Raw genomic sequence first — 25,038 nt, 5'->3', positions numbered from 1 at the left:
GGAGTGGTCTCCTTTCTCCGCGCCCTGTGCACGGGGTCAGGCTGAGTGTAGACAAGAATTCTTACATCCCCTGCCGGGCCTGCCGCCGGTATTGCTCCGGGGTACAGCGGGCCTGGCGCTGGAACATGGCGATGAACGCCGAGGCGCTGCTGTAGCCGAGGTCAAAGGCGATCGCCTGGATCGGCAGGCCGGCTTCCAGGGCCTCGATGGCGCGCAAGAAGCGCAGGCGCAGGCGCCACTCACCAAAGCTGATACCCAGCTCGCGCAGGAACTGGCGGGCCAGGGTGCGCTCGCTGACATGCACCCGCGCAGCCCAGTCCGCCAGCGGGCGGTTGTCGCCAGGTTCGGCCGCCAGGGCATCAAGCACCTGGCGCAGCCCGTCGCTGTGGGCGAAGGGCAAGTAGCAGGTCTGGGTCGGCGCCAGCAGCAGCTGGTCGAGCAACACCTGCACCAGGCGCTGGTCACGTTCGTCCTGGGCCACCCGCAGGTTGCGGCGGGCAAAGTCGCCGAGGATGGCCTTGAGGATGTCGCTGATCACCAGGCTGCACGGTTGCGCCGGCAACGCCGCACACAGGCTGCTTTGCAGGTAGACCGAGCGGTAGACGATGGCCTGGGGGTTGTAGCACCCGTGCTCGGTGCCCGGCGGCACCCACACGGCATAGTGCGGGGGCGACAGGAAGCGCTGGCCGGCGACGTCCAGATGCATCACCCCGTGGGCTGTGTAGTTGAGCTGGCCCCAGGCGTGGCGGTGGGGCGCACTGTGGGTGTCGGCGCCGAACTCGTCGTGGCGGAAATACACCGGGGCCGGGAGTTGAGCGAACTGGGGGATGTCGAGGTATTTGCGTTGCATGCTGTCTGCTTTGCGGGGCAGGTTGTCTGGATACAAGTATAGGCTTGCGGACAGACAACCGATAATAGCCCTCTATCGGGGCGCTGTACGCCCCCGGAACACTCCGCGGCACGTCAGAGAATCACAGCAACATGAATTACTTGTTCCCCCTCACCGCCATCCTCATCTGGGCCGGCAACACCGTGGTGACCAAGCTGTCCGCCGGTGCCATCCACCCCGCCGAGATCGGCTTCTACCGCTGGCTGCTGGCTGGCGCGCTGTTCACCCCGTTCCTGCTGCCCGCCGTGTGGCGCAACCGTGCGGCCATCCGCCCGCAACTGGGCAAGGTGGCCATCCTCGGCGTGCTGGGCATGGCCGTGTACCAAAGCCTGGCGTACTTTGCCGCCGGCCTCACCAGCGCCACCAACATGGGCATCATCCTTTCGCTGATGCCGCTGATGTCGCTGGCCCTGTCCATCGCCTGGCTGGGCCAGCGCCTGAGCTATGGCGCCCTGGCCGGTGCGGTGGTGTCGTTCGTCGGCGTGCTCGAAGTGGTTTCGGCGGGCCAGCCCGGCATCTTGCTGGAACAAGGCCTGAACAGCGGCGACCTGCTGATGCTGGTGGCGACCCTGGCCTACGCGCTGTATAGCTTCCTGCTGAAGAAATGGCAGTTGCGCCTGCCGCCGCTGCAGCTGCTGTACCTGCAAGTGCTGGTGGCCATCCTGGTGCTGCTGCCGTTGTTCCTGCTCTCGGAAAAAACCGGCCTGAACGGCCACAACATCGGCCTGGTGCTGTACGCCTGCGTGCTCGCCTCGATGATCGCCCCGTTGGTGTGGATGCAGGCCGTGCATCGCCTGGGGCCAAGCCGTACCACGCTGTTTTTCAACCTGCTGCCGGTGGTGACCGCGCTGATCGCCGCCGTGGTGCTCGGCGAACGACTGGCCAGCTATCACCTGATCGGTGGTCTGCTGACCTTGGTCGGGGTCGTGCTGGCCGAGCGCTGGACTACGCCGGTACGCCGCTAGAGCCCGGCTGCCTTGAGCCGCGCCGCATGTTCGGTGAACAGCCGCAGCGGCTCGGCGCCCTTGCCCACGGCGCCCAGCGACTGGTTGACGATGTCCAGGTGATCAAGCGGGAAGTCATCACCGATCACCTGCCCCAGGTGCGAGCTGAAACGCCCGACCATGCCGTCGCAATGCCCCTTTTCCTTGACGAAACTGCGCGCGAACAGGCGGCAGAAGCGGTTGCTGCCGTCGAAACGGTTACGCCCCTGATCGGTCAGCCCTGGCTGCAAGGTGCCAGACCAGGAGTAGTAGCGCACGCCGTTCACCGCATACGCCCCCTCCCCGCCCCAGGTATCCGGCAGCCCCTGTGGATAAGCCTGGTTGAACAGGGCCACGCCGGCGCTGGTCAGGGACTGGTGCGAAGCATGCACATCGACCGGCAGCGGGTCGCGGCGCCAGCCGGTTTCCAGCCATACCAGCAACACCGCCAGGCCATGCAGGATGGCCTTGAGGATACGCCCCTGGGGTGAATCACCAGGCGCCGTGCGTTCAAGGTGGTCGGCCAGCTCCGAGCCATGGTTGGGCCCCGCCACCGAAGTCACCGATGCCACCCTGTCGGGCCGCTTGGCCGCCGCATATCGGGCGCTCAGCGCCCCTTGGCTGTGGCCGATGAGGTTGACCTTTGCCGCACCGGTGCGCCGGCAGATGTCTTCGATGATCGCCAGCAACTGTTCACCCCGCACTTCGCTGGAATGCAGCGGCGAGACCTGCACCGGGAACACTTGCGCGCCGCCCTTGCGCAGGGCCCGCACAATGCCGAACCAGTAGGGATAGAGCAGCACCCGGACGAACCCGAGCATGCCCGGCACCAGCACCAATGGGTATCGCGTGGCCAACTCCTGCGACATGGCTCGAGCCCTTCTGCGTAGACGATCGGCCAACACTAGCGCCGCTTCGATGACCATCGCAATCGAACTCCTGACGCGCCGTGCGGTTCCAAACCAGAACAGACCCTTTGCAAGGAGCGGGACCATGTACAAGCAGACCCTGGCAGTCCTTCTGGCGAGCGCGGCCCTGGCCGCCTGCAGCAGCCACCCGGAAAACCCGGTGGACCATGTTACCTACCGCGATGAGCCGCTGGTCAAGCAGGTGGAAAACGGCATGACCATGCAGAAGGTCATCGCCATCGGCGGCAGCCCATCGAACGTGATCGACTTGCCGCACGGGGGTACCTGCAACGACTACATCCTCAACCGCGATGGCCACCAGCAGCCGTACTACGTGCGTTTCGACGCCACCGGCCATGTCGATGCCAAGGGTTTCAAGACCTGCAAGCAACGAGAAGAGGACAGCAAAGCCGCCCACGGCGCCTGAACCTCCCGCCTACCTTGACCCACCGTCCTGAACTGTTTGGAGACAACCATGAGCAACGTTGAACTGACCGATGTGCAAACCCTGCGCAAGCGTGCCCGCCAGCATGTCGAGCAAGGTGCGGTGACCGAGGGTTACCATGCCGACCTCAAGGAAATCCTGCGGCTACTGAACGAATCGCTGGCCACCGAGCTGGTCTGTGTGCTGCGCTACAAGCGCCATTACTTCATGGCCAGCGGTATCAAGGCCAGTGTGGCAGCCGAGGAGTTCCTGGAGCATGCCAACCAGGAAGCCGAGCACGCCGATAAGCTGGCCGAACGCATCGTGCAGTTGGGCGGCGAGCCGGACTTCAACCCGGATAACCTCACCAAGAACTCCCATGCGCAGTATGTAGCCGGCAGCTCGCTGAAAGAGATGGTGCTGGAGGACCTGGTAGCGGAACGGATTGCCATCGACAGCTACCGCGAGATCATTCAGTACATTGGTGATAAAGACCCGACTACGCGCCGCATCTTCGAAGACATCCTGGCCCAGGAAGAAGAGCACGCGGACGACATGTCCGATCTGCTTCAAGGGCTGTAATTGCCAGGGGCGCTTTGCGCCCCTTTCCGACCGGTCCGGCGCCCCGGCAAGGCCGCTCCTACAGGACAACGCGATCCCCTGAAGGAGCGGCCTTGGGTCGCGAAAGGGCTGCAAGGCAGCCCGTGCTATTTCTGCTTTTTCACCGCAGCCGGCGCCTTGCCGGCTTTCATCTGCTCCAGCAGCGGCGTGCACTGATTAGGCTGATCGCCACTGCTCGGCGCCACCAGCGCCAACAACCCTGCCGCCGGCCCGGCAACCACGCCCAGCGCCACCATTCCCGCGCCGCGCAGCGCCAGCGGTACCGCCTGCACCCCGGCACTGGGCTTGGCGAAAGGACCACGCACATACAAGGGCGAACGCAGCGAGAACAACCGCAGCCCTTTGGATTCCGGGGTGATCTTCAAATCCAGCTGCTCGCTGGCAAAGTTGGCCGTACCGTTGATGTAGATGATCGCGTTCTCGGTATCGAAGATGAACAACCGCGTGGTCGCCAGGCCGTCCTTGATCCCCACGTCCGCCGCCGCGCAGTTGATCTTCACGTCTTCATCGCCGAACAGCTTGCCAACCACGTAGTTGCCGACGTTGAGCCCGGCAATCTCCATCAGGCTGCGGCTGATGGCACCGTCATTGATCAGCATGCGCAAATTGCCGTTGGCCGTGCCCAGCAACGCTGCCACCGAGTTGCCACGGCCACTGATGTCGGCATCGCCGTTGAGCTCGCCGAAACTTGTCTGCATCGGCGCAAACCCCGGGAACAGCTGCTTGAGCTTGAAGCCACGCGCAGTCAGCTGGGCGCGGCCCTGCAGCGGCACGTTGCGGCCGTCCAGGCGAATGTTGGATGCCAAGTTGCCGCCGGCCACACCAAAGCGCAGCGGCTCCAGGCGCAGCAGGCCGTCTTCGAGGATCACGTGGGCAGACAGGTCGTTGAATGGCAGCTTTTCACTGTGCACGATGCGCTTGCCGGCAAAACTGACGTCGGCGTCCATGGCGCGCCAGCGTTCGGTACGGAACTCTTCCACCGGCAGCACCTTGTCGGCCGGCTGCTTGCTGGCACCGCCGCGGGCTTTCTGTTCGGCATTGGAGTCGGCGCCAATCAGCGGAGCCAGGTCCTTGAACAGCAGCTGGTTGGACACCAGATTGCCAGACAGCTTGGGCCGTGGCTGGCTGGCGACGAAGGCCAGGTCGCCATGGATGTCGCTGTCGCCGATCTTGCCGTTGAAACCCTGGTAATTGAAGGTCGCGCCTTCGGCTGCATGCAGGTTGGCGCTGAGCCGGCCATCGGTGGAATAGGCCGGGGTGTCAGGCAGCGTCACGCCGGTCAGCGGGTAGAGGTTGCCCAGGCTGGCACCCGACAGGCGCAGGCGCAGGTCCAGCGCGCCGAGGTTGCGTGGGTCGGTCAGGGTACCGGCGAGCACCACATGGGTATCGGCGATGCGCACATCAGCCTGCAACGGAAATGGCTGGCTGGCGTCCTGCAGCGCCAGCAGGCCGCCGATCTTGCCGGTGCCGGATACCGGCTGGCCTTTGTAGCGGCCTTCGGCCTTGAGCCCGAACGCGTAATCCTGGGCGCCTCCGGCCTTTTCGGCGCTGGCCTTGCCGACGATGTCACTGAAGGGGATCGGTTTTCCGAGCGGGTCGATCTGCACCTTCATGCGGGTTTTCAAGGTCTGGTCGTCGAAGCTGACATTGCCCTGGTCAAAGCCGATGGCACCGATGTCCAGCTGCCACTTGGATGGCTGCTCGTTGTCGTCCTTGGGCCCGAAGTCGAAGTTCCAGTTGGCGCGGCCATCGGCCAGGCGCGTGAGGCTGGCAGTGGGCTTGGTCAGGTCGATGCGCGGAATGCTGATTTGCTGGAACAGCAGCGGCAGCGGCGCCAGGCGGAACTCGACGCGCTCCAGGCCAACCATCTGCGGCGCCTTGAGCCAGTCGGGGTTGCCCAAGGTCAGGTCTTCGGCAATCAAGTGCGGCCATGGCACCCAGGCGCGCCAGCCGCCTTCCTCTGGCTCGGTGCGCCAGTGCACGGCGAGGTTGCCATTGATCGCGAATGGCCGATGCAAAGCCTCGGAAACCTTCTCGTTGAGCAGCGGCTTTACGCGGTTCCAGTCGAAGGTGGCGATGATCACCACCAGGATTGCCAGCAGGGTCAACAGGGTGGTTAAGGTCCAGATGAGGATTCTGGCGGGACGCGTCATTGCGTGATTCTCCTGACGGCATGGCACAAAGCAGGCGTAACGATGGCACTCAATATCTCGGACTCATGAAAACCCGCTGGGTTTTATTGGAGACGGCCATGATAGCGAGTTTTTTCGGTTTTCTTGCTGGGCTGATGCGCTTGGCCGGGGGCTCCCGTCACCTCGCCCCATTACTGGCAGATAGCCTTATAGGGCTCTGAAACAACCGAGATAGAGCCACCGAAGAACGCTATCAATACTGTCGATTGTTACCATTACCCGTATGAACTTCTCTCTGGCGTCACCGGGCGTAGCATTGGCTTCGTACCCACTTTCCAGCCCCCGAGAGGAGCACCGAACCATGAAACGCACACTGCTGAGCCTGACCCTGTCCATCCTCGCTGCCAACGCCTTCGCCCTGCCAGCTGCCGATCAGCACCTGACCGCCGAATCGCGCTCCAGCGCCGCAGAAATCGCCCAACCACTGAACACCCTTGCCGAAGGTGGTTCAGACCGTCTGATCGAACGCAGTGGCCGTGTTGCCGAAGGTGGCTCGGATCGCCTGATTGAACGCAGTGGCCGCGTCGCCGAAGGTGGCTCGGATCGCCTGATTGAACGCAGTGGCCGCGTTGCCGAAGGTGGTTCGGATCGCCTGATTGAACGCAGTGGCCGCGTTGCCGAAGGTGGTTCGGATCGACTGATCGAACGCTCTGGCCGTGTTGCCGAAGGTGGCTCGGATCGTCTGATTGAACGCTCTGGCCGTGTTGCCGAAGGTGGCTCGGATCGACTGATCGAGCGCTCTGGCCGCGTGGCTGAAGGTGGCTCGGATCGTCTGGTTGAAATCAGCCATGTGAGCTGATCGCCATGACCGAAAAGAACAACCTCTGTCACACTGCTTGCTCCCCTCCCAGCCCGGTCCATTGACCGGGCTTTGTTTTTTTAACTAGAGTGCCCAGCCTCACCCTCACAGAAGCCCGCTCCATGCTGCCGCGCGCCGAACAGAAGCTACAGACCCGCCAGGCCCTGCTGGACGCCGCCTGCCAGCTCATGGAGAGCGGCCGTGGCTTTGGCAGCGTCAGCCTGCGTGAAGTGGCAAAGGCCGCAGGCATCGTGCCCACTGGCTTTTATCGGCACTTTTCCGACATGGACGCCCTGGGCCTGGCATTGGTGGCCGAAGTCGACGCCACATTCCGCCAGACAATCCGCCTGGTGCGGCAAAACGAATTCGAACTCGGTGGCATCACCGATGCTTCCGTGCGGATCTTCCTCGACGTGGTCGCCGCCCACCGCGCCCAGTTCCTGTTCCTCGCCCGTGAGCAGTACGGCGGTTCGCACGCCGTGCGCCAGGCCATCGCCCGCCTGCGCCAGGATATCAGTGACGACCTGGCCACCGACCTTGCGCGAATGAAGCGCTGGCAGCATCTGGACAACGCGGCGCTGGCGGTGATGGCCGACCTGGTGGTGAAGACCGTATTCGCCACCCTGCCGGAGCTGATCGACAGCCCCGAGCCGGGTTATCCACAGGTGCTCAGCGCCCGGGAAAAGATCACCCAGCAGTTGCGTTTCATCTTCGTCGGCGCGCGCCACTGGCAAGGGCTCGGCAACCCGGGCTGATCGGCTAACCTGTGCCGGCCCTTTCGCGGGTAAACCCGCTCCCACAGGTGATGCGCAGCCCTCGAAACCTGCACCGTACCCGTGGGAGCCCCGAGCCGGGTTATCCACAGGTGCTCAGCGCTCGGGAAAAGATCACCCAGCAGTTGCGTTTCATCTTCGTCGGCGCGCGCCACTGGCAAGGGCTCGGCAACCCGGGCTGATCGGCTAACCTGTGCCGGCCCTTTCGCGGGTAAACCCGCTCCCACAGGTGTTGCGCAGCCCTCGAAACCTGCACCGTACCTGTGGGAGCGGGTTTACCCGCGAAGGGGCCGGCACAGGCAACCCACAACACTAGTTCTGCTACCATGGCGCCCTGCCCGAAAGCGACGAGCGCCAACATGCCCAACCCCCGCCCCACCCTGCCCGAACTGGCCCGCTTCAACCAGCACTTCGCCGAACGCATCGTGCCGCTGTGGCAAGGTCCGGGCTGGAACGCCGATATGGCCCTGCCCTACGAGGCGCTGGACGCCCAGCACCGTCCGTTGCCGGTGCAGCGCTACCGGGCCATGGCCTGTGCCCGTCAGCTTTACCTGTTCAGCAGCCGCATCGAGCAAGCGGGCGCGGCCGAGCGGGCGGCGGCGCTGTTCCGCTCGTTGCAGAAGCACTTCCACGATGCCGAGCATGGCGGCTGGTTCTACAGCATCGACGCCCAGGGCAAGCCGCTGGACCGGCGCAAGGACCTCTACACCCACGCCTTCATCGTCTTTGCCTGCGCGCACTACTGGGGCAAGGTCGGCGAAGGCCTGGTGGAAGCCACCCTCAATGCCGCACTGGAAGTGGTGGACGAACAGTTCGCCCGGGATGATGGCTTGTATGAAGCCAGCCTCGGCGAAGACTGGGCCGACCTCGGCAGTGGCCCGCTGCAGAACCCGCAAATGCACCTGGCCGAGGCCTTCCTGCAGGTGCTGGCAGTACGCGAGGACGAGCACGTGCAGCAATCGCTGCTCAAGCTTTGCGAATCGTTGCAGGCGCACTTCATCGAACCGCAGCATGGGCTGATGCTGGAAAAGCCACGGGGCGCTGTGGATAACTGGTTTGAACCAGGGCACCAGTTCGAATGGTTCTACCTGCTGGAGACCTCGCCGCTGCTGCGGGGGATACCGCTGCATGCATCCATTGACCAGGCCTTCGGCTATGCCGAGCTATGCGGGGTGAACAATGCGGCAGTGTTGGCCACGCTCGATGTGGAAGGCAACGTGCTCGATGCGACTCAGCGGATCTGGGCACAGGCAGAATATCTGCGTGCGCTGGTGCTGCGCCCTGGCAATGAGGCGAAGCTGCTGGTGCAGTTGAAGGCGATGGAACAGCAGTTCCTGCATGCAGGTGGCTGGTATGAGTGCCGGGATGGTGAAGGGGCGGTGAGCCGGCACGATATGCCTTCGACGACCCCCTATCACTTGGCAACCTGCCTGGAAGGCTTGCAGCGCCTGGCTTGAGGCATTCCCTGTAGGAGCGGCCTCGCCGGCGCCCCCGGCAAGGCCGCCCCTACAATGCTCAGCCCTTGGCCGAACGGTCGATCGAGAACCCTGCCCAGTCCTGGCTCACCGGCATCAGCTCAAGGCTGTTGATGTTGATGTGGGCCGGCTGGTTGAGGATCCAGAAGATGGTCTCGGCGATGTCCTGCGGCTGGATCGGCTCGGCGCCAGCGTAGGTGGCATCGTACTTGGCCTGGTCACCGCCGAAGCGCACCAGCGAGAACTCGCTCTCGCACAGCCCCGGCTCGATGTTGCTCACCCGCACCCCAGTGCCGCGCAGGTCGCAGCGCAGGCTCAGCGAGAACTGGCCGACAAACGCCTTGGTCCCACCATACACGTTGCTGCCCGGGTACGGATAATTGCCCGCCACCGAACCGACGTTGAGGATCGAGGCGCCACGGCCGTGGGCGATCAGGCGCGGCAGCAGCAAGCGAGTGGTGTACATCAGCCCCTTGATGTTGGTGTCGACCATGGTTTCCCAGTCGTCCAGGCTGCAGTTCTGCGCCGCATCCACCCCCAGCGCCAGGCCAGCATTGTTGACCAGGCCACGAATTTTTTCGAAGCCTGCCGGCAGGTTGGAGATGGCCTGCTCCATGGCCTTGCGGTCACGCACGTCGAGCACCAGGCCGTGCACTTCGGTCTTGGCCGACAGTTCGGCGCACAGGGCATCCAGGCGGTCCTTGCGACGACCGGTGAGCACCAGTTTCCAGCCAGCTTCGGCGAAGCGGCGGGCAGTGGCCTCGCCAAAACCGGAAGTCGCGCCAGTGATGAATACGGTGGACGTCATGCTCTGTTCCTCGCGGTAGGTTGTCATCGGCAGGTTTGCAGCATGCCCGCGCCGGGCGCTGGCAGCAAGCCGTTCAGGTCGCTGTTCATTTTTTGTTCATATGCGCCAAACCCTTGTAGCAGAGGGCTCTGCGCCAGCTATGCGCATGTTATCCACAAGGCTTTCCCCACAGATTGGGGGCAACTTGTCCACTGCGCGGAACCCTTTCAGCGCGTTGCGGTCGGTGGATATCTTTGCGGTGATGGCGCAACGCTTTCAAGCATGCTGGCTGCAGCGGTCTGTCCAAGGCTTTCCCACAGACTTATCCACAGGCATCGATGACCCTTCTGCGAAGTGCGCCCTGTGCTGAAAATGCCTGTGAAATCATCCACAAAGGGCTACTGATCAAATTATGACCAGAGCCTTGCAGGCCTCGTAAATAGAGGGATCTAGCGAGGTGCCACCATGTTTTCCACAGGCGGTTCCACATTAATGGTGGAAAAGATTCAGCCTGTGGAAACAAGGGCTTGCGAGGGGATCGTAGCGTGGCTGGAGAAAGATATGCGACAAGTTGTCCACATCGTGAACTGGGGCTGCTTTGCAGCCCCCGATACGATTCAGTGCCCGCCCAAGTACGCGTTCCTGACTTCTTCGTTGACCAACAACTCCTGCCCGGTCCCACTCATGCGGATCTGCCCGTTGACCATCACATACGCCCGGTCCGACAGCTTCAGCGCATGGTTGGCATTCTGCTCCACTAGGAAGATGGTCATCCCGGTCTTGGCCAGTTCACGCAAGGTCGCGAAGATCTGCTTGACCACGATCGGCGCCAGCCCCAGCGATGGTTCGTCCAGCAGCAACAGCTTTGGCCGGCTCATCAAGGCACGGGCAATGGCCAGCATCTGCTGCTCGCCACCGGACATGGTCATGGCCCGCTGGTTGCGGCGCTCCTTCAAACGCGGGAACAGTTCGAACATGCGCTGCATGTCTTCAGCGGCGTATTGGTCGCCGATGGGGATGGTCCCCATCATCAGGTTCTCCTCGACGGTCATGTCGGGGAACACCCGGCGCCCTTCCGGCGACTGGGCGATGCCGTTGGAGGCGATGTAGTGCGAGGATTTGCGGGTGATGTCGGTGCCACGGTAGACGATATGCCCCGACGCCGCCCGCGGCTGGCCGAAGATCGACATCAGCAGGGTCGACTTGCCGGCGCCGTTGGCACCGATCAGGCTCACCGTCTCACCCTCGTTGATGTGCATCGAAACCTTTTTCAGCGCCTGGATCGGCCCGTAGAACACGTCCAGGTCCTTCAGTTCGAGAATGGGTGCACTCATACCAGTTCCTCTTCGTCGGCACCCAGGTAGGCGGCGATCACCGTCGGGTTGTGGCGGATTTCCTGCGGCGCGCCTTCGGCAATCACGTTGCCGTGGTCGAGCACGACAATGTGGTCGGAAATGCTCATGACCATGCCCATGTCGTGTTCGATCAGCACCACGGTGATGTCGTGCTCGTCGCGCAGCACGCGGATCATGCCGCTCAGCGCTTCGGTTTCCTGCGGATTGAGGCCGGCAGCCGGTTCGTCCAGGCAGATGATCTTCGGCCGTGTGCACATGGCCCGGGCGATTTCCAGGCGGCGCTGCTGACCGTACGACAGCTCACCGGCCAGGCGGTTGGCGCAGTCGACCAGGTCGACTACCTCAAGCCAGTAGAACGCGTGGTCCAGGGCATCGCTCTCGGCCTTGCGGTAGGCCTTGGTGTTGAGCACCCCGGCCAGCAGGTTGCGGTTGACCCACATGTGCTGGGCCACCAGCAGGTTTTCGACCACCGACATTTCCTTGAACAGGCGAATGTTCTGGAAGGTTCGCGCCAGGCCTGCGCGGTTGACCAGGTGGGTGCCGCCGAACATCTTGTAGTACAGCCGGTTGGCAAAGCGCGCCGGCGATACGAAATCCGTCGCCTGGAAGCGCTCGCCGAGCAGCTGGATAACGTTGGTGTGGCTGCCGCGCACGTTCAGCTCGATGCGCCCGCCGCTGGCCTTGTAGAAGCCAGTCAGGCAGTTGAACACGGTGGTCTTGCCGGCACCGTTGGGACCGATCAGGGCGAAGATCTGGTTGCGCTTGACCTTCAGGCTGACGTCGCTGAGCGCCTTGATGCCGCCGAACTGCATCATCAGGTTGTCGACCGAGAGAATGATTTCGTCGCTCATGGCGCCACTCCTTTACGCGGGGTCACACCGGTACGGCTGATGCGGATCAGCCCACGCGGTCGCCAGATCATCATCAGCACCATCAACACGCCGAACAGCAGCACGCGGTACTCCGAGAAGCTGCGCAGCAGCTCCGGCGCCACGGTCAGCACGAACGCCGCGATCACGACGCCGACGGTCGAGCCCATGCCGCCGAGCACGACGATGGCGAGGATGAGTGCGGACTCGAAGAAGGTGAACGACGACGGGTTGACGAAGCCCTGGTAGGTGGCGAAGAACACCCCTGCCAGGCCCGCGGTGGAAGCACCCAGGGTGAAGGCCGAGAGTTTGACCAGCACGTGGTTCAGGCCCATCGAGCGGCAGGCGATCTCGTCTTCGCGCAGTGCTTCCCAGGCCCGGCCCACGGGCATGCGGGTCAGCCGGTGCTTGATGTACAGCACCGCCAGCACGACCATGAACAGCACGGCGTAGATGAACACGAACTTGAGGTTGGCGTTGTAGTCGATGCCGAGGAACTCGTGGATCGGCACCCCGCCGTCCTTGGCCCTGCGGCCGAACTCCAGGCCAAAGAAGGTCGGCGACGGCGCCGGCATGCCGTTCGGGCCGCCGGTGAAGGAAAGCCAGTTGTTCAGCACCAGGCGGATGATTTCGCCGAAGCCCAGGGTCACGATCGCCAGGTAGTCACCGTGCATCCGCAACACCGGGAAGCCGAGTATGCACCCCGCCAGCGCCGCGGCAATGGCCGCCAGGGGCAGCACGGTCCAGAAGCCCAGGCCGAGGTACTGGTAGCCCAGCGCCAAGCCATAGGCGCCGATGGCATAGAACGCCACGTAACCCAGGTCGAGCAGGCCGGCCAGGCCGACCACGATGTTCAGGCCCAAGCCCAGCAGCACGTAGATCAGGCCGAGGATGACCACGGTCAGCAGGTACTTGTTGGCGAACACCGGGAACACGATCGCGATCACGATCAGCGCCGGGATGATGTAGCGCAGCCGCGACTTGTAGTTAGGGGCATTGACGTGTACCCCCGACCCGCCGCTGTCGAAGCCTTCGAGCATGCGCCGCCCGGGGCCGGTCTGCACGTACAGGCTGAGCAGGAAGCGCCCGAGCATCACCCCGCCGACCAGCCAGGCCACCCGGCGCGGCTCGGCGTTGAAGGTGTAGCCGTCGAGCACCACGCCGACGATCGGGCCAAACACAATGAGCGCCAGCAGGCCAGCGACGAGGGTCTCGAGCAGGCTGCGCTTGATATCGAAACCTTTGGTTTCAGAGGCAGAGGCAATTTTGGCAATCGACATGTTCACACCTTAGCCACGAGCGGGCGACCCAGCAGGCCTTGTGGGCGGAAGATAAGGATCATCACCAGCAGCGAGAAGCTGAACACGTCCTTGTAGTCGGAGTTGATCAGGCCAGAGAACAGCGACTCGGAAATACCCAGGATGATCCCGCCGAGCATGGCGCCTGGCAGCGAGCCGATGCCGCCCAGTACCGCGGCGGTGAACGCCTTGATACCGATGATGAAGCCTGCGTAGAAGTCGAAGGTGCCGTAGTTCAGGGTGATCAGCACGCCGGCCAGCGCGGCCATCACCGCACCGATGACAAACACGTAGGAGATCACCCGGTCGGTGTTGATGCCGAGGATCGAAGCCATCTTGCGGTCTTGCTGGGTGGCGCGGCACATGCGGCCGAGCTTGGTGTACTTGATCACATAGGTGAGCAGGCCCATGCCGACGAATGCCGCGATCAGGATGAAGATCTTGGTGTAGGTCAGTTGCACGAAGCCGGTGCCGACTTCGATGCGCATGGCGCCTTCGAGCAGGGTTGGCACGCCTTGCTGGCGGGCGCCCTGGCTGATCTGTGCGTAGTTCTGCAAGATCAGCGAGATGCCGATGGCGCTGATCAGCGGTGCCAGGCGGGTAGAGTTACGCAGGGGTTTATAGGCGATGCGCTCGATGGTGAAGCCATACACACCCGTGACGACGATGGTGAACAACAGCGTGCCCAGCATCAGCAGGGGGAACGACTCGATACCGAAGTAAGCCAGCAATGCCAGGCTGATCGCCGCGAGGTATGCGGAGATCATGTACACCTCGCCGTGCGCGAAGTTGATCATGCCGATGATGCCATAGACCATTGTGTAGCCGATGGCGATCAGGCCATAGACCGACCCGAGGGTCAGGCCGTTGACCAGTTGCTGCAGGAAAATACCATCCATAACGCAATCTCACCTGGGCGAGACTGCACGAGCGCTGACCACGACAAGCCACGCATGAAGCGGCCCTAGCAGCGCAGAACCGTGCACGTCTCCGAATAAGGACAGGTACCGCAGGGGCAATGGCCCGGACGGGCGTCCGGGCCAGGTGCCGTTATTATTTTTGTTTTTCCAGCTGGTGGTACTTGCCTTGGGCATCCCACTGGTAGACCACATAGTCAGAGACGGTCAGGTCACCCTTGCTGTCCCACTTCTTCTCACCCATGACGGTCTGCACCGGGTTGGCCTTGAGCCACTTGGCAGCATCTTCGCCCTTGTTCGACTTGGCGCCGTTGAAACCGGCGGCCAGGGCCTGGACCGAGGCATAGGCATACAGGGTGTAGCCTTCCGGCTCGGTACCGGCCTTGCGGAACTCTTCCACCACGGCCTTGCTGTCTGGCAGCAGGCGCGGGTCGGCGCCGAAGGTCATGTACACGCCATCGACGTACTGCGCGCCGCCGGCGGTGGATACCAGTTCGTCGGTGACGATGCCGTCATCGGACATGAACTTGACGTCCTTCAGGCCCTGCTCGCGCAGCTGGCGCACCAGCGGGCCGGCTTCCGGGTGCAGGCCCCCGAAGTAGACCACGTCAGCGCCAGCGGCACGGATCTTGGTGACCACGGCGCTGAAGTCTTTCTCGCCACGGGTCAGGCCTTCGTACAGCACCGGCTTGACGCCACGCTTCTCCAGCTGTGCCTTGGTGGCATCGGCCAGGCCTTGGCCGTAGGTGTCCTTGTCGTGCAGCACCGCGACCTTCTTGCCCTTGAGCACGTCGACAATGTAGTTGCCGGCGACGATACCTTGCTGGTCGTCGCGGCCGCACATGCGGAACATGGCGTTCAGGCCACGCTCGGTAACCTGCGGGTTGGTGGAGCCTGGGGTAATGGCGATCACGCCAGCCTCGTCATACACCTCGGAGGCCGGAATGGTGTTGGAGGAGCAGAAGTGGCCGACCACGCCGATCACCTTGTCCTGGTCGACCAGGCGGTTGGCCACGGCCACGGCCTGCTTCGGCTCGCAGGCATCGTCGCCTTTCACCAGGACGATCTTCTCGCCATTCACGCCGCCGGCGGCGTTGATCTTGTCGGCCGCTGCCTGCGCACCTTTCATGTACTGCTCGCCAAACGCTGCGTTAGCCCCGGTCATGGGGCCCGCGACGCCGATCTTGACGTCGGCCTGAACATACGAAGAAACACCCAGTGCCGTAGCTACGGCCAGAGCCAGGAAACCTTTCTTGTAAAACGTCTGCGACATGAGGTGGTGCTCCTAGAGTTTTTTTTGGTTGGCACTACAACTTCTCAGCCCTGTGCTCAGAGCAAGGGCCGTGCCATCGGTTTTGTCTTCCGGGAAAACACACTGTGAAGGTCGCCACCAGGCGACCGACGGCCTTTTCTTTATTGAGCGTGCAACCGTCTGCCACGCGGCAGGCGCCACCACACGTACAGACAAGGAGCAACCGTCGAGTGCCATCATTGCAACCCTGGCAAGTGTTTACGTGCAACCTCCCTGTAACAGTGGACGTCACCGAAGTGCACACCGCTGGTGCGCGACTGCTACAGGCGGCACTGTTTCAAGGCTAGCTGGTGCACGGAAAAACACCTGATTTGGCCATTACGCGGCTTCTGAGGCTGCAGGCTCGGCCGTGAAGAGGCCGGCCCAGACACAACAACGGCAAAAAGACTGGCACAATGTTCACCATTCGCCGTTTCCGGAGCCCCTTTGATGAGCGAGAGCGCATTCGCCGAGCGCATCGTGCACAACCTGCTCGACACCGACTTCTACAAGCTCACCATGATGCAGGGCGTGCTACACAACTACCCAGACGCCGACGTCGAATGGGAATTTCGCTGCCGCAACGGCGAGGACCTGCGCCCCTTTCTTGGCGAAATCCGCCACCAGCTCGACCTGCTTGGCGACCTGACCCTGGATGATGGCCAACCGGCCTTCCTCGAACGCATCAGCTTCCTCAAGCCCGACTTCCTTCGCTTTCTGCGCCTGTTCCGCTTCAACCTGCGCTATGTGCGCATCGGCATCGAGAACGACCAGCTGTTCCTGCGCCTGAAAGGGCCATGGCTGCACGTGATCCTCTTCGAAGTGCCGCTGCTGGCGATCATCAGCGAAGTGCGCAACCGCCACCTGCACCCACGCATGCGCCTGGCCGAGGCCCGCGACCAGCTGTATCGCAAGTTCGACTGGCTGCGCGCCCACGCCAGCGATGACGAACTGGCCGACCTGCAGGTGGCCGATTTCGGCACCCGCCGGCGCTTTTCCAGCCGCGTGCAGGAAGAAGTGGTGCGGGTACTGCGCGACGACTTCCCGGGCCGCTTCGTCGGCACCAGCAACGTCGACCTGGCATGGAAGCTGGATATCAAGCCGCTGGGCACCATGGCCCACGAATGGATCATGGCCCATCAACAACTCGGCCCGCGCCTGATCGACAGCCAGATCGCCGCATTGGACTGCTGGGTCCGCGAGTACCGCGGCCTGCTCGGCATCGCCCTGACTGACTGCATCACCATGGATGCCTTCCTCAACGATTTCGACTTGTACTTCGCCAAGCTGTTCGACGGCCTGCGCCATGACTCTGGCGAGCCGGTGGCCTGGGCGGAAAAGGCCATTGCCCACTACCAGAAGCTCGGTATCGACCCGATGACCAAGACCTTGGTGTTCTCAGATGGCCTGAACCTGACCCGTTCGCTGGAAATCTTCCGTGCCCTGCGCGGGCGCATCAACGTCAGTTTCGGCATCGGCACCAACCTCACCTGCGACATCCCGGGTGTGGCGCCGATGAACATCGTGCTTAAAATGACCGACTGCAACGGCTCACCGGTGGCAAAGATCTCGGATGAAGCCGCTAAGACCCAATGCCGCGACGAGAACTTCGTTGCCTACATGCGTCACGTATTCAAAGTCCCCAGCAAGGAGTAACCCATGCAAGCGGTTCAGCAAGAGATTGCCCAGGCGCTGAAGGTACAGCCGCCGTTCGCCGACGCCGCTGCGCTCCAGGCCGAAGTCGCCCGGCGCGTGGCGTTCATCAAGGACTGCCTGGCCAATGCCCGGCTCAAGACCCTGGTGCTGGGCATCAGCGGCGGCGTCGACTCGCTGACCGCCGCCCTGCTCGCCCAGCGCGCCGTCAGCGAACTGCGCGCCGAAACTGGCGACAAGGCCTATACCTTCATCGCCGTGCGCCTGCCCTACCAGGTGCAGCATGACGAGCACGACGCGCAGGCCTGCCTGGAAGTGATCAAGGCCGATGAAGTGCACACGGTGGATATCGCCCCGGCAGTGCGGGCATTGGCGGCTGAAGTGGTGGAGCTGAAGAATGGCTCGCCGACTCTGGTGGACTTCGTCGTCGGCAACGTCAAGGCGCGCACGCGCATGGTTGCTCAGTACACCATCGCCGGTGCCCGTGCGGGCCTGGTGATCGGGACCGACCACGCTGCCGAGGCGGTGATGGGCTTCTTTACCAAGTTTGGCGATGGTGCCTGCGACCTGGCGCCGCTGAGCGGGCTGGTGAAAAACCAGGTGCGGGCGATTGCGCGCAGCTTTGGTGCGCCAGAATCGCTGGTAGAGAAGGTGCCGACTGCAGACCTTGAAGACCTGGCGCCGGGCAAGCCGGACGAGGCCTCCCATGGCGTGACCTACCAGCAGATCGATGCCTTCCTGCATGGGCTGCCGGTGGATCAGGAAGCGTTCGACATCATCGTCGCCACCTACCGCAAGACCCAGCACAAGCGCGAACTGCCGTTCGCCCCATAAAAGCTTCGCGGGCAAGCCCGCTTCCACAGGATAAACACGACTCTCAAGCGCAGTGTTTATCCTGTGGAAGCGGGCTTGCCCGCGAATAGGCCCGAGAAGCCTATACAGCTGTCATTACTTGACGATGACCTTGCCCTTCATCATCGAGATGTGGCCTGGGAAGGTGCAGAAGAAGCTGTAATCACCACCAGCTTCCAGCTTGGAAGTGTCGAATTTCACTTCGGTTTCCTTCTCAGGCGCGCCGATCATCTTGGTGTGGGCAATGATCCCGGCATTGGCGGCGTTGATGTAGTCGTTTTCCAGGCCTTTGCTCATGCCTTCGGTCGCAATGCCCTGCATGTCCGCAGTTTTGCTGATCACCAGGTTATGGCCCATGACGTTCTTCGGCAGGCTGCCGGAATGGGTCAGTTTGACGGTGAACTCCTTGCAGCTCTTGTCGACGGTGAATTCCTTGCTGGTGAAGGACATCTGGTCGGTCGACTCGACAGTCACCGAGCACTCGGCGGCGAAGACGGAGGCGCTGGCGAGGGTCAGCAGGGATACCGCTACAGCTTTCGCAAACATCATGAATCTCCTTGGCAGGGTTTTATCAATTGCGAGACTGCCTGAAACCGTTCAGCCCCCAGCTGATATGGGTCAAGGGGGTGTCAAGTGGCCAGTCAGTAGAATTGTTCAATGGATTGTATACAACCAATCTAAGGGCACATCATGCCCTTTTAATAGACGATGGGACAACCTCTCATTTAGGAGCTATCGCAATGTCCCTTTCAAGTTTCATGAATAGCCTGCTCGCCGCCTACGCCCAAGGGGCCACGGGCGCCAGCTGCGAGTTCTCCCGCCCGGAATGAAACCGGCATTGGAGACGATAGACAATTCGCTTTACCCTGTCAGCGATATGACTGGAGAAGCACGATGTCTGTACGTTCCGTTTGTGTGTTCTGTGGTGCCAGCATCGGCGCCAACCCCGCCTACCGTGAAGCGGCCGTTGCGCTTGGCCAAGCCATTGCCCACCGCGGCCTGACCCTGGTCTACGGCGGTGGCGCAGTCGGCCTGATGGGCACTGTCGCCGATGCGGCCATGGCTGCCGGCGGCGAAGTGATCGGGATCATTCCCGAAAGCCTGATGAATGCTGAAATCGGCCACAAAGGCCTGAGCCGTTTGGAAGTGGTAGACGGCATGCATGCGCGTAAGGCGCGCATGGCTGAACTGAGCGACGCATTCATCGCCCTGCCGGGCGGGCTAGGTACGCTGGAGGAGCTGTTCGAGGTATGGACCTGGGGGCAACTGGGCTATCACGCCAAGCCGCTGGGGCTGCTCGATGTGAATGGGTTTTACGAGAAGCTCGGCGGGTTCCTCGACCATATCGTCGAAGAAGGCTTCGTGCGGCCGCAGCATCGGGCCATGTTGCTGCTGGCGCAGCAGGCGGATGAACTGCTGGACGGGATGGAGCGCTTCGAGTCCCCGGTGGTGCCGAAGTGGGTCGACAAGCAGCCTGATTGAAGGCTGAAATCTTGGGACCGCTTTGCGGTCCCAAATTGGATCAATCAGCGCGGGATTACGGGCTGGCGCGGCTTCTTGCCCTTGCCGCCCGCCCCCTTGGCCGCTTCCTTGCGCTCCTTGGCCGCCTGCTGGTTGCGGGCAAACGCCTCGGCCTTGGCCTTCTCGCGCTTGTCCCACGGCTTGCTGCCATCACTGCCACGCGGCGGCAGGCCGGTGTGCTGGGTCAGGATCTTCTGGTCCTTGCCCACCTTGTGGCTGCCAGCCGGGGTCGAGTTCTTGCGGCGCGCGCTCTGATAGCTGTCGGTCTGCGGCTGGTGCAGCGGGATCAACTGGTGCTTGCCTGGCCCGATCAGGTCGGCACGGCCCATGCGCTGCAGGGCTTCACGCAGCATCGGCCAGCCTTTCGGATCGTGATAGCGCAGGAACGCCTTGTGCAGGCGGCGCTGCTCTTCGCTCTTGACGATCTCCACCCCTTCGCTCTTGTACGTGACCTTACGCAGCGGGTTCTTGCCCGAGTGGTACATGGCCGTGGCCGAGGCCATCGGCGACGGGTAGAACGCCTGCACCTGGTCGGCACGGAAGCCGTTGCCCTTGAGCCAAAGGGCCAGGTTCATCATGTCTTCATCGGTGGTGCCCGGGTGCGCAGCGATGAAGTACGGGATCAGGTACTGCTCTTTGCCCGCCTCTTTCGAGAACTTTTCGAACATGCGCTTGAAGCGGTCGTAGGTGCCGATGCCCGGCTTCATCATCTTGTCCAACGGGCCACGCTCGGTGTGCTCCGGGGCAATCTTCAGGTAGCCGCCAACGTGATGGGTGACCAGCTCCTTGACGTACTCCGGCGATTCCACCGCCAGGTCGTAGCGCAGGCCCGAAGCGATCAGGATCTTCTTAACCCCCGGCAAGGCGCGTGCCTTGCGGTACAGCTCGATCAACGAGCTGTGGTCGGTGTTAAGGTTCTCGCAGATACCCGGGAACACGCACGACGGCTTGCGGCAGTGCTTCTCGATGTCGTGGCTTTTGCAGGCGATGCGGTACATGTTGGCGGTCGGGCCGCCAAGGTCGGAGACCACGCCGGTGAAGCCCGGCACCTTGTCACGCATCTCCTCGATCTCATTCAGGATCGACTCGTGGGAGCGGTTCTGGATGATGCGGCCTTCGTGCTCGGTGATCGAGCAGAAGGTGCAGCCACCGAAGCAGCCGCGCATGATATTGACCGAGAAGCGGATCATCTCGTAGGCCGGAATGCGCTCCTTGCCATAGGCCGGGTGCGGCACACGGGCGTAGGGCATGCCGAACACGTAGTCCATTTCTTCGGTGGTCATGGGAATGGGTGGCGGGTTGAACCACACATCCACTTCGCCGTGCTTCTGCACCAGGGCGCGGGCGTTGCCCGGGTTGGTCTCCAGGTGCAGCACGCGGTTGGCGTGGGCATAGAGCACCGGGTCGTTACGCACCTTTTCGAACGATGGCAGGCGGATCACCGACTTTTCCCGGGTCACGCTCGGGCTGTCGAGGATCTGCACCACCTTGGCTTCGTTCGGGTCTTCCTGGTCGCCCTTGGCCTGCTCGATGGCGCAAGCCTGGGTGTCCTGAGTGTTCACGTACGGGTTGATGATCTTGTCGACGCGGCCCGGGCGGTCGATGCGGGTAGAGTCGATCTCGTACCAGCCCTGCGGCGTGTCACGGCGCACGAACGCGGTACCGCGCACGTCGGTGATCTGCTCGATGCTTTCTCCCTGCGACAGGCGCTGGGCCACTTCGACGATGGCCCGTTCGGCGTTGCCGTACAGCAGGATATCGGCGCTGGCATCGATCAGGATCGAATGACGGACCTTGTCCTGCCAGTAGTCATAGTGGGCGATACGACGCAGCGAAGCCTCGATGCCGCCAAGCACGATAGGTACGTGCTTGTAGGCTTCCTTGCAGCGCTGGCTGTACACCAGGCTGGCGCGGTCCGGGCGCTTGCCCGCCAGGCCACCCGGGGTGTAAGCGTCGTCGGAACGGATCTTCTTGTCCGCGGTGTAGCGGTTGATCATCGAGTCCATGTTGCCGGCCGCGACGCCGAAGAACAGGTTCGGCTCGCCCAGTTTCATGAAGTCGTCTTTGGACTGCCAGTTCGGCTGGGCAATGATGCCCACGCGGAAGCCCTGGGCTTCCAGCAGGCGGCCGATGATGGCCATGCCGAACGACGCGTGGTCGACGTAGGCATCACCGGTCACGATGATGATGTCGCAGGAATCCCAGCCGAGCTGATCCATCTCCTCCCTGCTCATCGGCAGGAATGGTGCTGGCCCGAAGCATTCGGCCCAGTACTTGGGATAGTCGTAGAGTGGTTTGGCTGCTTGCATGTCAGTGACCGGTTCTGGTGTGCAGGGAAATCGCGGGCGCGGAATATAGCACAAATTTTGACCAAATCCGACCTTGATCATCGGCTTTGTCAACCAACCAGACAAGCGCGGCAATCGCCACACCTACCATTTTTGCCAGTAACCATAAAGGAGAGTTGTACATAGAATCGGCGCAGAACAGGGCATCTCCCGCTCTGCACGCAGTCACAGGGATATCTCATGATCATCGCGACTGATTTCTTCAATTCACCATTGCTCATCCTGGACCAGGGACAGCCCGACCATCTGGCCTTCACGCCTTACGGCCACTCGACGCAGTCACGAACAAGTACAGGTTTCAAAGGTGAGCTTAGAGATGAAAGCAGCGGCCAATACCTCTTGGGTAACGGATACCGGGCTTACAACCCGGTCATCATGCGCTTCAATAGCCCGGACAGCATGAGCCCCTTTTCCGAAGGCGGCTTTCACACCTATACGCTGGGCAGCAATGATCCGGTCAATGGCCATGATCCAACAGGGCACTCCTTCGTCACCATGCTTGACAAGGTGTTCGGATCACTTGAGAGAAGCCTAGAGAGGCTTCAGCGAAAAAAAACCTATAGTGGCCCCATCGTCTGGAAATCAGACGGAATCTTGGCGTTCGAAGGCCCACAACGTGCAGACGGAAAACTACCCACGCTGTATATCAATGCTCACGGCAAACCGGGGTTCATCCGGGGCGAGGAGCGGTTCATTCAGAACGGACAGGGCGACGCCTATAGGGCTTATACAGCCTCTGATCTCTACAACAGCCTGGTAGGTGGCGGCATAGATATGCGCAACAGGCAAACGCACATTCTTGCGTGCCAATCGAGCGTACCAAATTTCGAGCGCGGAAACTCCTTCGCAGGTGAAATGGCCAGCCTGACCAAAGCTCAATCTTCAGGATATGAAGGAGCCATCACGCTCTCAGAACAGATCATCGGCAATGACTTCATCGCACACATGATCAGAGCCAGCATCCTCGACGACAACATTTCCGTCAAAACCCGGCAGGGAAGGATCAGAAACCCCCATAAACTCCGGAAAACAGGCCCCGGTGGGAGGCATTGGTAAACAGGTCGATCTTGTTAATCCGTCTCGGAACGGTGAAAACGGCTGTAATGGCGGCCGGGGTCATTCGTCGTCGTCGAAGTTGTACATCCCCGGCGCAAGGTTCTCAAAGCGGGTGTACTTGCCGATGAACGCCAGGCGCACGAAGCCGATGGGGCCGTTACGCTGCTTGCCGATGATGATTTCCGCCACGCCCTTGTGCTCGGTCTCGGGGTGATACACCTCGTCGCGGTACACAAACATGATGACGTCGGCGTCCTGCTCGATTGCACCGGACTCACGCAAGTCGGAGTTCACCGGGCGTTTGTTCGGGCGCTGTTCCAGGGAGCGGTTCAGCTGCGACAGCGCGATCACTGGGCAGTTGAACTCCTTGGCCAGGGCCTTGAGGGAACGGGAGATCTCGGAAATCTCGTTGGTCCGGTTGTCACCGGCCGAACCCGGGATCTGCATAAGCTGCAGGTAGTCGACCATGATCATGGCGATGTCGCCGTGCTCACGGGCCAGGCGGCGGGTACGCGCACGCATTTCCGAGGGGCTGATGCCGGCGGTATCGTCGATGAACAGCTTGCGATCGTTAAGCAGGTTCACCGCCGAGGTCAGGCGCGGCCAGTCATCATCATCGAGCTGACCGGAACGCACCTTGGTCTGGTCTATGCGGCCCAGCGACGAGAGCATACGCATGATCAGCGATTCACCTGGCATCTCGAGGGAGAACACCAGCACTGCCTTGTCGGTACGCAGTACGGCGTTTTCCACCAGGTTCATGGCGAAGGTGGTCTTACCCATCGACGGACGGCCGGCGACGATGATCAGGTCGGCCGGCTGCAAGCCGCTGGTCTTCTCATCCAGGTCGGTGAAGCCGGTGGACACGCCGGTGATGTCGCTGTCGGAGTTGAACAGCGTATCGATGCGGTCGATGGCCATGGTCAAGAGTTCGTTGACACCCACCGGGCCACCCGTTTTCGGCCGCGCTTCGGCGATCTGGAAGATCTGCCGTTCGGCATCGTCGAGGATTTCCTCGGCATTGCGCCCCTGCGGGTTGAAGGCGTTGTCGGCGATGTCGGTACTGATGCTGATCAGTTGGCGCAACGTCGCCCGCTCGCGAATGATCGCGGCGTAGGCCTTGATGTTGGCCACCGACGGGGTGTTCTTGGCCAGTTCGGCCAGGTATGCCAGGCCGCCAACCTGAGATGACAGGCCTTCCTTGTCCAGCTGCTCGTGCAGGGTCACCACGTCGAATGGCTGGTTGGCGTCGGCCAACTTGTGCACGGCACGGAAGATCAGGCGGTGGTCATGCCGGTAGAAATCGCCATCCGACACCTGGTCGAGCACCCGCTCCCAGGCGTTGTTGTCCAGCATCAGGCCACCGAGCACGGCCTGTTCGGCCTCGATGGAATGCGGCGGCACCTTCAGGGCTGCGGTTTGCAGGTCGAGCTGTTCGGAGTTGGTGATCTCGTTCATGGCCACGAAAGAATTCTGGAGGATGAAAAAGACAAAGGGCACGGCCTGAATGAACAGGACCGTGCCCGATGTTAACCGGCTATCCCGCGAGGGACCACCGGTCAGCGCAGCTTAGGCAGCTACGACGACCACACGTACGGTGGCTTCAACGTCGCTGTGCAGGTGCACGGCTACGTCGTATTCGCCAACTTGACGGATGGTGCCGTTCGGCAGACGAACTTCAGCTTTGGCCACTTCAACGCCGGAGGCGGTGAGGGCGTCAGCGATGTCGTGGGTGCCGATCGAACCGAACAGCTTGCCTTCGTCGCCAGCGGTGGCAGTGATGGTCACTTCCAGCTCGGCCAGTTGGGCAGCACGGCTTTCAGCCGAAGCTTTACGGTCAGCAGCTGCTTTTTCCAGCTCGGCGCGACGCTCTTCGAACGCAGCCAGGTTGGCGGCGTTGGCAACGGTGGCCTTGCCGAATGGCAGCAGGAAGTTACGGCCGTAACCAGCCTTAACTTTAACTTTGTCGCCCAGGTTGCCCAGGTTAGCGACTTTTTCCAGCAGGATCAGTTCCATTTGGTAAAACC

General features: G+C 62.2%; 23 protein-coding genes and 1 pseudogene. 11 read left to right on the top strand and 13 right to left on the bottom strand.

The annotated features are described in order from the left end of the window. Nucleotides 1–61: 61 nt before the first annotated feature. A complete protein-coding gene (locus tag H040_RS13110) occupies nt 62–850 on the bottom strand; it encodes an AraC family transcriptional regulator (RefSeq protein ID WP_027920779.1) in 789 nt (262 codons plus the stop codon). 131 nt (nt 851–981) lie between these two features. On the opposite strand from H040_RS13110, the gene H040_RS13105 reads away from it, so the two are divergent. Further along, nucleotides 982–1,854, top strand: coding sequence for a DMT family transporter (locus H040_RS13105; RefSeq protein WP_027920778.1), 873 nt, complete (start codon nt 982–984; stop codon nt 1,852–1,854). On the opposite strand, the gene H040_RS13100 is transcribed toward H040_RS13105, so the two are convergent. After that, the gene (locus tag H040_RS13100; protein WP_027920777.1) at nt 1,851–2,741 is read right to left on the bottom strand and encodes an esterase/lipase family protein; all 891 of its coding nucleotides are present in this window, start codon (nt 2,739–2,741) and stop codon (nt 1,851–1,853) included. The genes H040_RS13105 and H040_RS13100 overlap by 4 nt on opposite strands. Before the next feature lie 124 nt (nt 2,742–2,865). On the opposite strand from H040_RS13100, the gene osmE reads away from it, so the two are divergent. Together osmE and H040_RS13090 are read left to right on the top strand one after the other, a co-directional pair. Beyond that, entirely contained in the window at nt 2,866–3,207 is a 342-nt protein-coding gene (gene osmE, locus H040_RS13095) for an osmotically-inducible lipoprotein OsmE (protein WP_027920776.1), read from the top strand. Between the two features lie 48 nt (nt 3,208–3,255). Further along, nucleotides 3,256–3,786, top strand: coding sequence for a ferritin-like domain-containing protein (locus tag H040_RS13090; RefSeq protein WP_027920775.1), 531 nt, complete (start codon nt 3,256–3,258; stop codon nt 3,784–3,786). 125 nt (nt 3,787–3,911) lie between these two features. Here H040_RS13090 and H040_RS13085 read toward each other — a convergent pair whose 3' ends face one another. Beyond that, nucleotides 3,912–5,978, bottom strand: coding sequence for an AsmA family protein (locus H040_RS13085; protein WP_027920774.1), 2,067 nt, complete (start codon nt 5,976–5,978; stop codon nt 3,912–3,914). A 340-nt stretch (nt 5,979–6,318) separates the two neighbouring features. Here H040_RS13085 and H040_RS13080 point away from each other — a divergent pair, with 340 nt between their 5' ends. From H040_RS13080 to H040_RS13055, 4 genes and pseudogenes are all read left to right on the top strand, one after another. Continuing rightward, complete coding sequence (locus tag H040_RS13080) at nt 6,319–6,816, top strand: hypothetical protein (RefSeq protein ID WP_027920773.1); 498 nt, start codon at nt 6,319–6,321, stop codon at nt 6,814–6,816. Between the two features lie 122 nt (nt 6,817–6,938). Next, a complete protein-coding gene (locus H040_RS13075) occupies nt 6,939–7,571 on the top strand; it encodes a TetR family transcriptional regulator (RefSeq protein ID WP_027920772.1) in 633 nt (210 codons plus the stop codon). An 86-nt stretch (nt 7,572–7,657) separates the two neighbouring features. Further along, nucleotides 7,658–7,771 (top strand): annotated as a pseudogene (locus tag H040_RS13065) (TetR family transcriptional regulator); the annotation flags it as partial. A 177-nt stretch (nt 7,772–7,948) separates the two neighbouring features. After that, nucleotides 7,949–9,046, top strand: a complete 1,098-nt coding sequence (locus H040_RS13055; RefSeq protein ID WP_027920771.1) for an AGE family epimerase/isomerase — start codon at nt 7,949–7,951, stop codon at nt 9,044–9,046. A gap of 58 nt (nt 9,047–9,104) precedes the next feature. Here H040_RS13055 and H040_RS13050 read toward each other — a convergent pair whose 3' ends face one another. The 6 genes from H040_RS13050 to H040_RS13025 all read right to left on the bottom strand — a co-directional run bounded on the left by H040_RS13050 (nt 9,105) and on the right by H040_RS13025 (nt 15,563). Continuing rightward, nucleotides 9,105–9,872, bottom strand: coding sequence for an SDR family oxidoreductase (locus tag H040_RS13050; RefSeq protein ID WP_027920770.1), 768 nt, complete (start codon nt 9,870–9,872; stop codon nt 9,105–9,107). 596 nt (nt 9,873–10,468) lie between these two features. Beyond that, nucleotides 10,469–11,185, bottom strand: coding sequence for an ABC transporter ATP-binding protein (locus H040_RS13045; RefSeq protein ID WP_027920769.1), 717 nt, complete (start codon nt 11,183–11,185; stop codon nt 10,469–10,471). Further along, nucleotides 11,182–12,057 (bottom strand): ATP-binding cassette domain-containing protein, encoded by an 876-nt coding sequence (locus tag H040_RS13040; protein WP_027920768.1) that lies wholly within the window; start codon nt 12,055–12,057, stop codon nt 11,182–11,184. The genes H040_RS13045 and H040_RS13040 overlap by 4 nt, the downstream gene beginning before the upstream one ends. After that, nucleotides 12,054–13,355 (bottom strand): high-affinity branched-chain amino acid ABC transporter permease LivM, encoded by a 1,302-nt coding sequence (gene livM, locus H040_RS13035; RefSeq protein WP_027920767.1) that lies wholly within the window; start codon nt 13,353–13,355, stop codon nt 12,054–12,056. Before livM ends, H040_RS13040 begins: the two co-directional genes overlap by 4 nt. A 2-nt stretch (nt 13,356–13,357) precedes the next feature. Next, nucleotides 13,358–14,272: an ABC transporter permease subunit gene (locus H040_RS13030; protein ID WP_027920766.1), complete on the bottom strand. Its 915-nt coding sequence runs from the start codon at nt 14,270–14,272 to the stop codon at nt 13,358–13,360. 154 nt (nt 14,273–14,426) lie between these two features. Further along, a complete protein-coding gene (locus tag H040_RS13025) occupies nt 14,427–15,563 on the bottom strand; it encodes a branched-chain amino acid ABC transporter substrate-binding protein (protein ID WP_027920765.1) in 1,137 nt (378 codons plus the stop codon). Between the two features lie 468 nt (nt 15,564–16,031). Here H040_RS13025 and pncB point away from each other — a divergent pair, with 468 nt between their 5' ends. Together pncB and nadE are read left to right on the top strand one after the other, a co-directional pair. After that, the gene (gene pncB, locus H040_RS13015; protein WP_027920764.1) at nt 16,032–17,237 is read left to right on the top strand and encodes a nicotinate phosphoribosyltransferase; all 1,206 of its coding nucleotides are present in this window, start codon (nt 16,032–16,034) and stop codon (nt 17,235–17,237) included. A gap of 3 nt (nt 17,238–17,240) precedes the next feature. Continuing rightward, nucleotides 17,241–18,068 carry an ammonia-dependent NAD(+) synthetase gene (gene nadE / locus H040_RS13010; RefSeq protein ID WP_027920763.1) on the top strand — a complete coding sequence of 276 codons (828 nt, stop codon included), beginning with the start codon at nt 17,241–17,243 and terminating at the stop codon, nt 18,066–18,068. A gap of 114 nt (nt 18,069–18,182) precedes the next feature. Here nadE and azu read toward each other — a convergent pair whose 3' ends face one another. Further along, nucleotides 18,183–18,632 carry an azurin gene (azu, locus tag H040_RS13005; RefSeq protein ID WP_027920762.1) on the bottom strand — a complete coding sequence of 150 codons (450 nt, stop codon included), beginning with the start codon at nt 18,630–18,632 and terminating at the stop codon, nt 18,183–18,185. Between the two features lie 348 nt (nt 18,633–18,980). On the opposite strand from azu, the gene H040_RS13000 reads away from it, so the two are divergent. Then, the gene (locus tag H040_RS13000; protein WP_027920761.1) at nt 18,981–19,568 is read left to right on the top strand and encodes a TIGR00730 family Rossman fold protein; all 588 of its coding nucleotides are present in this window, start codon (nt 18,981–18,983) and stop codon (nt 19,566–19,568) included. Between the two features lie 44 nt (nt 19,569–19,612). On the opposite strand, the gene H040_RS12995 is transcribed toward H040_RS13000, so the two are convergent. Further along, nucleotides 19,613–21,916 carry a YgiQ family radical SAM protein gene (locus H040_RS12995; protein ID WP_027920760.1) on the bottom strand — a complete coding sequence of 768 codons (2,304 nt, stop codon included), beginning with the start codon at nt 21,914–21,916 and terminating at the stop codon, nt 19,613–19,615. Nucleotides 21,917–22,135: 219 nt separating this feature from the next. On the opposite strand from H040_RS12995, the gene H040_RS12990 reads away from it, so the two are divergent. Next, complete coding sequence (locus H040_RS12990) at nt 22,136–23,011, top strand: RHS repeat-associated core domain-containing protein (protein ID WP_050437262.1); 876 nt, start codon at nt 22,136–22,138, stop codon at nt 23,009–23,011. A 60-nt stretch (nt 23,012–23,071) separates the two neighbouring features. Here the strand turns inward: H040_RS12990 and dnaB are convergent, their stop codons facing one another. After that, nucleotides 23,072–24,469: a replicative DNA helicase gene (dnaB, locus tag H040_RS12985; RefSeq protein WP_027920759.1), complete on the bottom strand. Its 1,398-nt coding sequence runs from the start codon at nt 24,467–24,469 to the stop codon at nt 23,072–23,074. Nucleotides 24,470–24,580: 111 nt separating this feature from the next. Further along, nucleotides 24,581–25,027, bottom strand: a complete 447-nt coding sequence (gene rplI, locus H040_RS12980) for a 50S ribosomal protein L9 (protein ID WP_008101037.1) — start codon at nt 25,025–25,027, stop codon at nt 24,581–24,583. Between the last annotated feature and the right edge of the window lie 11 nt (nt 25,028–25,038).

This window comes from Pseudomonas sp. URMO17WK12:I7, from assembly GCF_003269045.1.
GTDB classification, from domain to species: domain Bacteria; phylum Pseudomonadota; class Gammaproteobacteria; order Pseudomonadales; family Pseudomonadaceae; genus Aquipseudomonas; species Aquipseudomonas putida_J.
The sequence above is the reverse complement of the archived record's forward strand: the minus strand, read 5'-3'. Positions and strand labels throughout refer to the sequence as shown.

What these genes read in the sequence shown, in the direction of transcription:
- H040_RS12995 (WP_027920760.1), bottom strand. Translation starts at nt 21,916, where the DNA reads ATGCAAGCAGCCAAACCACTCTACGACTATCCCAAGTACTGGGCCGAA.
- dnaB (WP_027920759.1), bottom strand. Translation starts at nt 24,469, where the DNA reads ATGAACGAGATCACCAACTCCGAACAGCTCGACCTGCAAACCGCAGCC.
- H040_RS13100 (WP_027920777.1), bottom strand. Translation starts at nt 2,741, where the DNA reads ATGTCGCAGGAGTTGGCCACGCGATACCCATTGGTGCTGGTGCCGGGC.
- H040_RS13055 (WP_027920771.1), top strand. Translation starts at nt 7,949, where the DNA reads ATGCCCAACCCCCGCCCCACCCTGCCCGAACTGGCCCGCTTCAACCAG.
- H040_RS12990 (WP_050437262.1), top strand. Translation starts at nt 22,136, where the DNA reads ATGATCATCGCGACTGATTTCTTCAATTCACCATTGCTCATCCTGGAC.
- H040_RS13025 (WP_027920765.1), bottom strand. Translation starts at nt 15,563, where the DNA reads ATGTCGCAGACGTTTTACAAGAAAGGTTTCCTGGCTCTGGCCGTAGCT.
- livM (WP_027920767.1), bottom strand. Translation starts at nt 13,355, where the DNA reads ATGTCGATTGCCAAAATTGCCTCTGCCTCTGAAACCAAAGGTTTCGAT.
- H040_RS13075 (WP_027920772.1), top strand. Translation starts at nt 6,939, where the DNA reads ATGCTGCCGCGCGCCGAACAGAAGCTACAGACCCGCCAGGCCCTGCTG.
- H040_RS13105 (WP_027920778.1), top strand. Translation starts at nt 982, where the DNA reads ATGAATTACTTGTTCCCCCTCACCGCCATCCTCATCTGGGCCGGCAAC.
- H040_RS13000 (WP_027920761.1), top strand. Translation starts at nt 18,981, where the DNA reads ATGTCTGTACGTTCCGTTTGTGTGTTCTGTGGTGCCAGCATCGGCGCC.
- nadE (WP_027920763.1), top strand. Translation starts at nt 17,241, where the DNA reads ATGCAAGCGGTTCAGCAAGAGATTGCCCAGGCGCTGAAGGTACAGCCG.
- H040_RS13040 (WP_027920768.1), bottom strand. Translation starts at nt 12,057, where the DNA reads ATGAGCGACGAAATCATTCTCTCGGTCGACAACCTGATGATGCAGTTC.
- H040_RS13080 (WP_027920773.1), top strand. Translation starts at nt 6,319, where the DNA reads ATGAAACGCACACTGCTGAGCCTGACCCTGTCCATCCTCGCTGCCAAC.
- H040_RS13030 (WP_027920766.1), bottom strand. Translation starts at nt 14,272, where the DNA reads ATGGATGGTATTTTCCTGCAGCAACTGGTCAACGGCCTGACCCTCGGG.
- rplI (WP_008101037.1), bottom strand. Translation starts at nt 25,027, where the DNA reads ATGGAACTGATCCTGCTGGAAAAAGTCGCTAACCTGGGCAACCTGGGC.
- H040_RS13045 (WP_027920769.1), bottom strand. Translation starts at nt 11,185, where the DNA reads ATGAGTGCACCCATTCTCGAACTGAAGGACCTGGACGTGTTCTACGGG.
- azu (WP_027920762.1), bottom strand. Translation starts at nt 18,632, where the DNA reads ATGTTTGCGAAAGCTGTAGCGGTATCCCTGCTGACCCTCGCCAGCGCC.
- osmE (WP_027920776.1), top strand. Translation starts at nt 2,866, where the DNA reads ATGTACAAGCAGACCCTGGCAGTCCTTCTGGCGAGCGCGGCCCTGGCC.
- H040_RS13050 (WP_027920770.1), bottom strand. Translation starts at nt 9,872, where the DNA reads ATGACGTCCACCGTATTCATCACTGGCGCGACTTCCGGTTTTGGCGAG.
- H040_RS13090 (WP_027920775.1), top strand. Translation starts at nt 3,256, where the DNA reads ATGAGCAACGTTGAACTGACCGATGTGCAAACCCTGCGCAAGCGTGCC.
- H040_RS13110 (WP_027920779.1), bottom strand. Translation starts at nt 850, where the DNA reads ATGCAACGCAAATACCTCGACATCCCCCAGTTCGCTCAACTCCCGGCC.
- pncB (WP_027920764.1), top strand. Translation starts at nt 16,032, where the DNA reads ATGAGCGAGAGCGCATTCGCCGAGCGCATCGTGCACAACCTGCTCGAC.
- H040_RS13085 (WP_027920774.1), bottom strand. Translation starts at nt 5,978, where the DNA reads ATGACGCGTCCCGCCAGAATCCTCATCTGGACCTTAACCACCCTGTTG.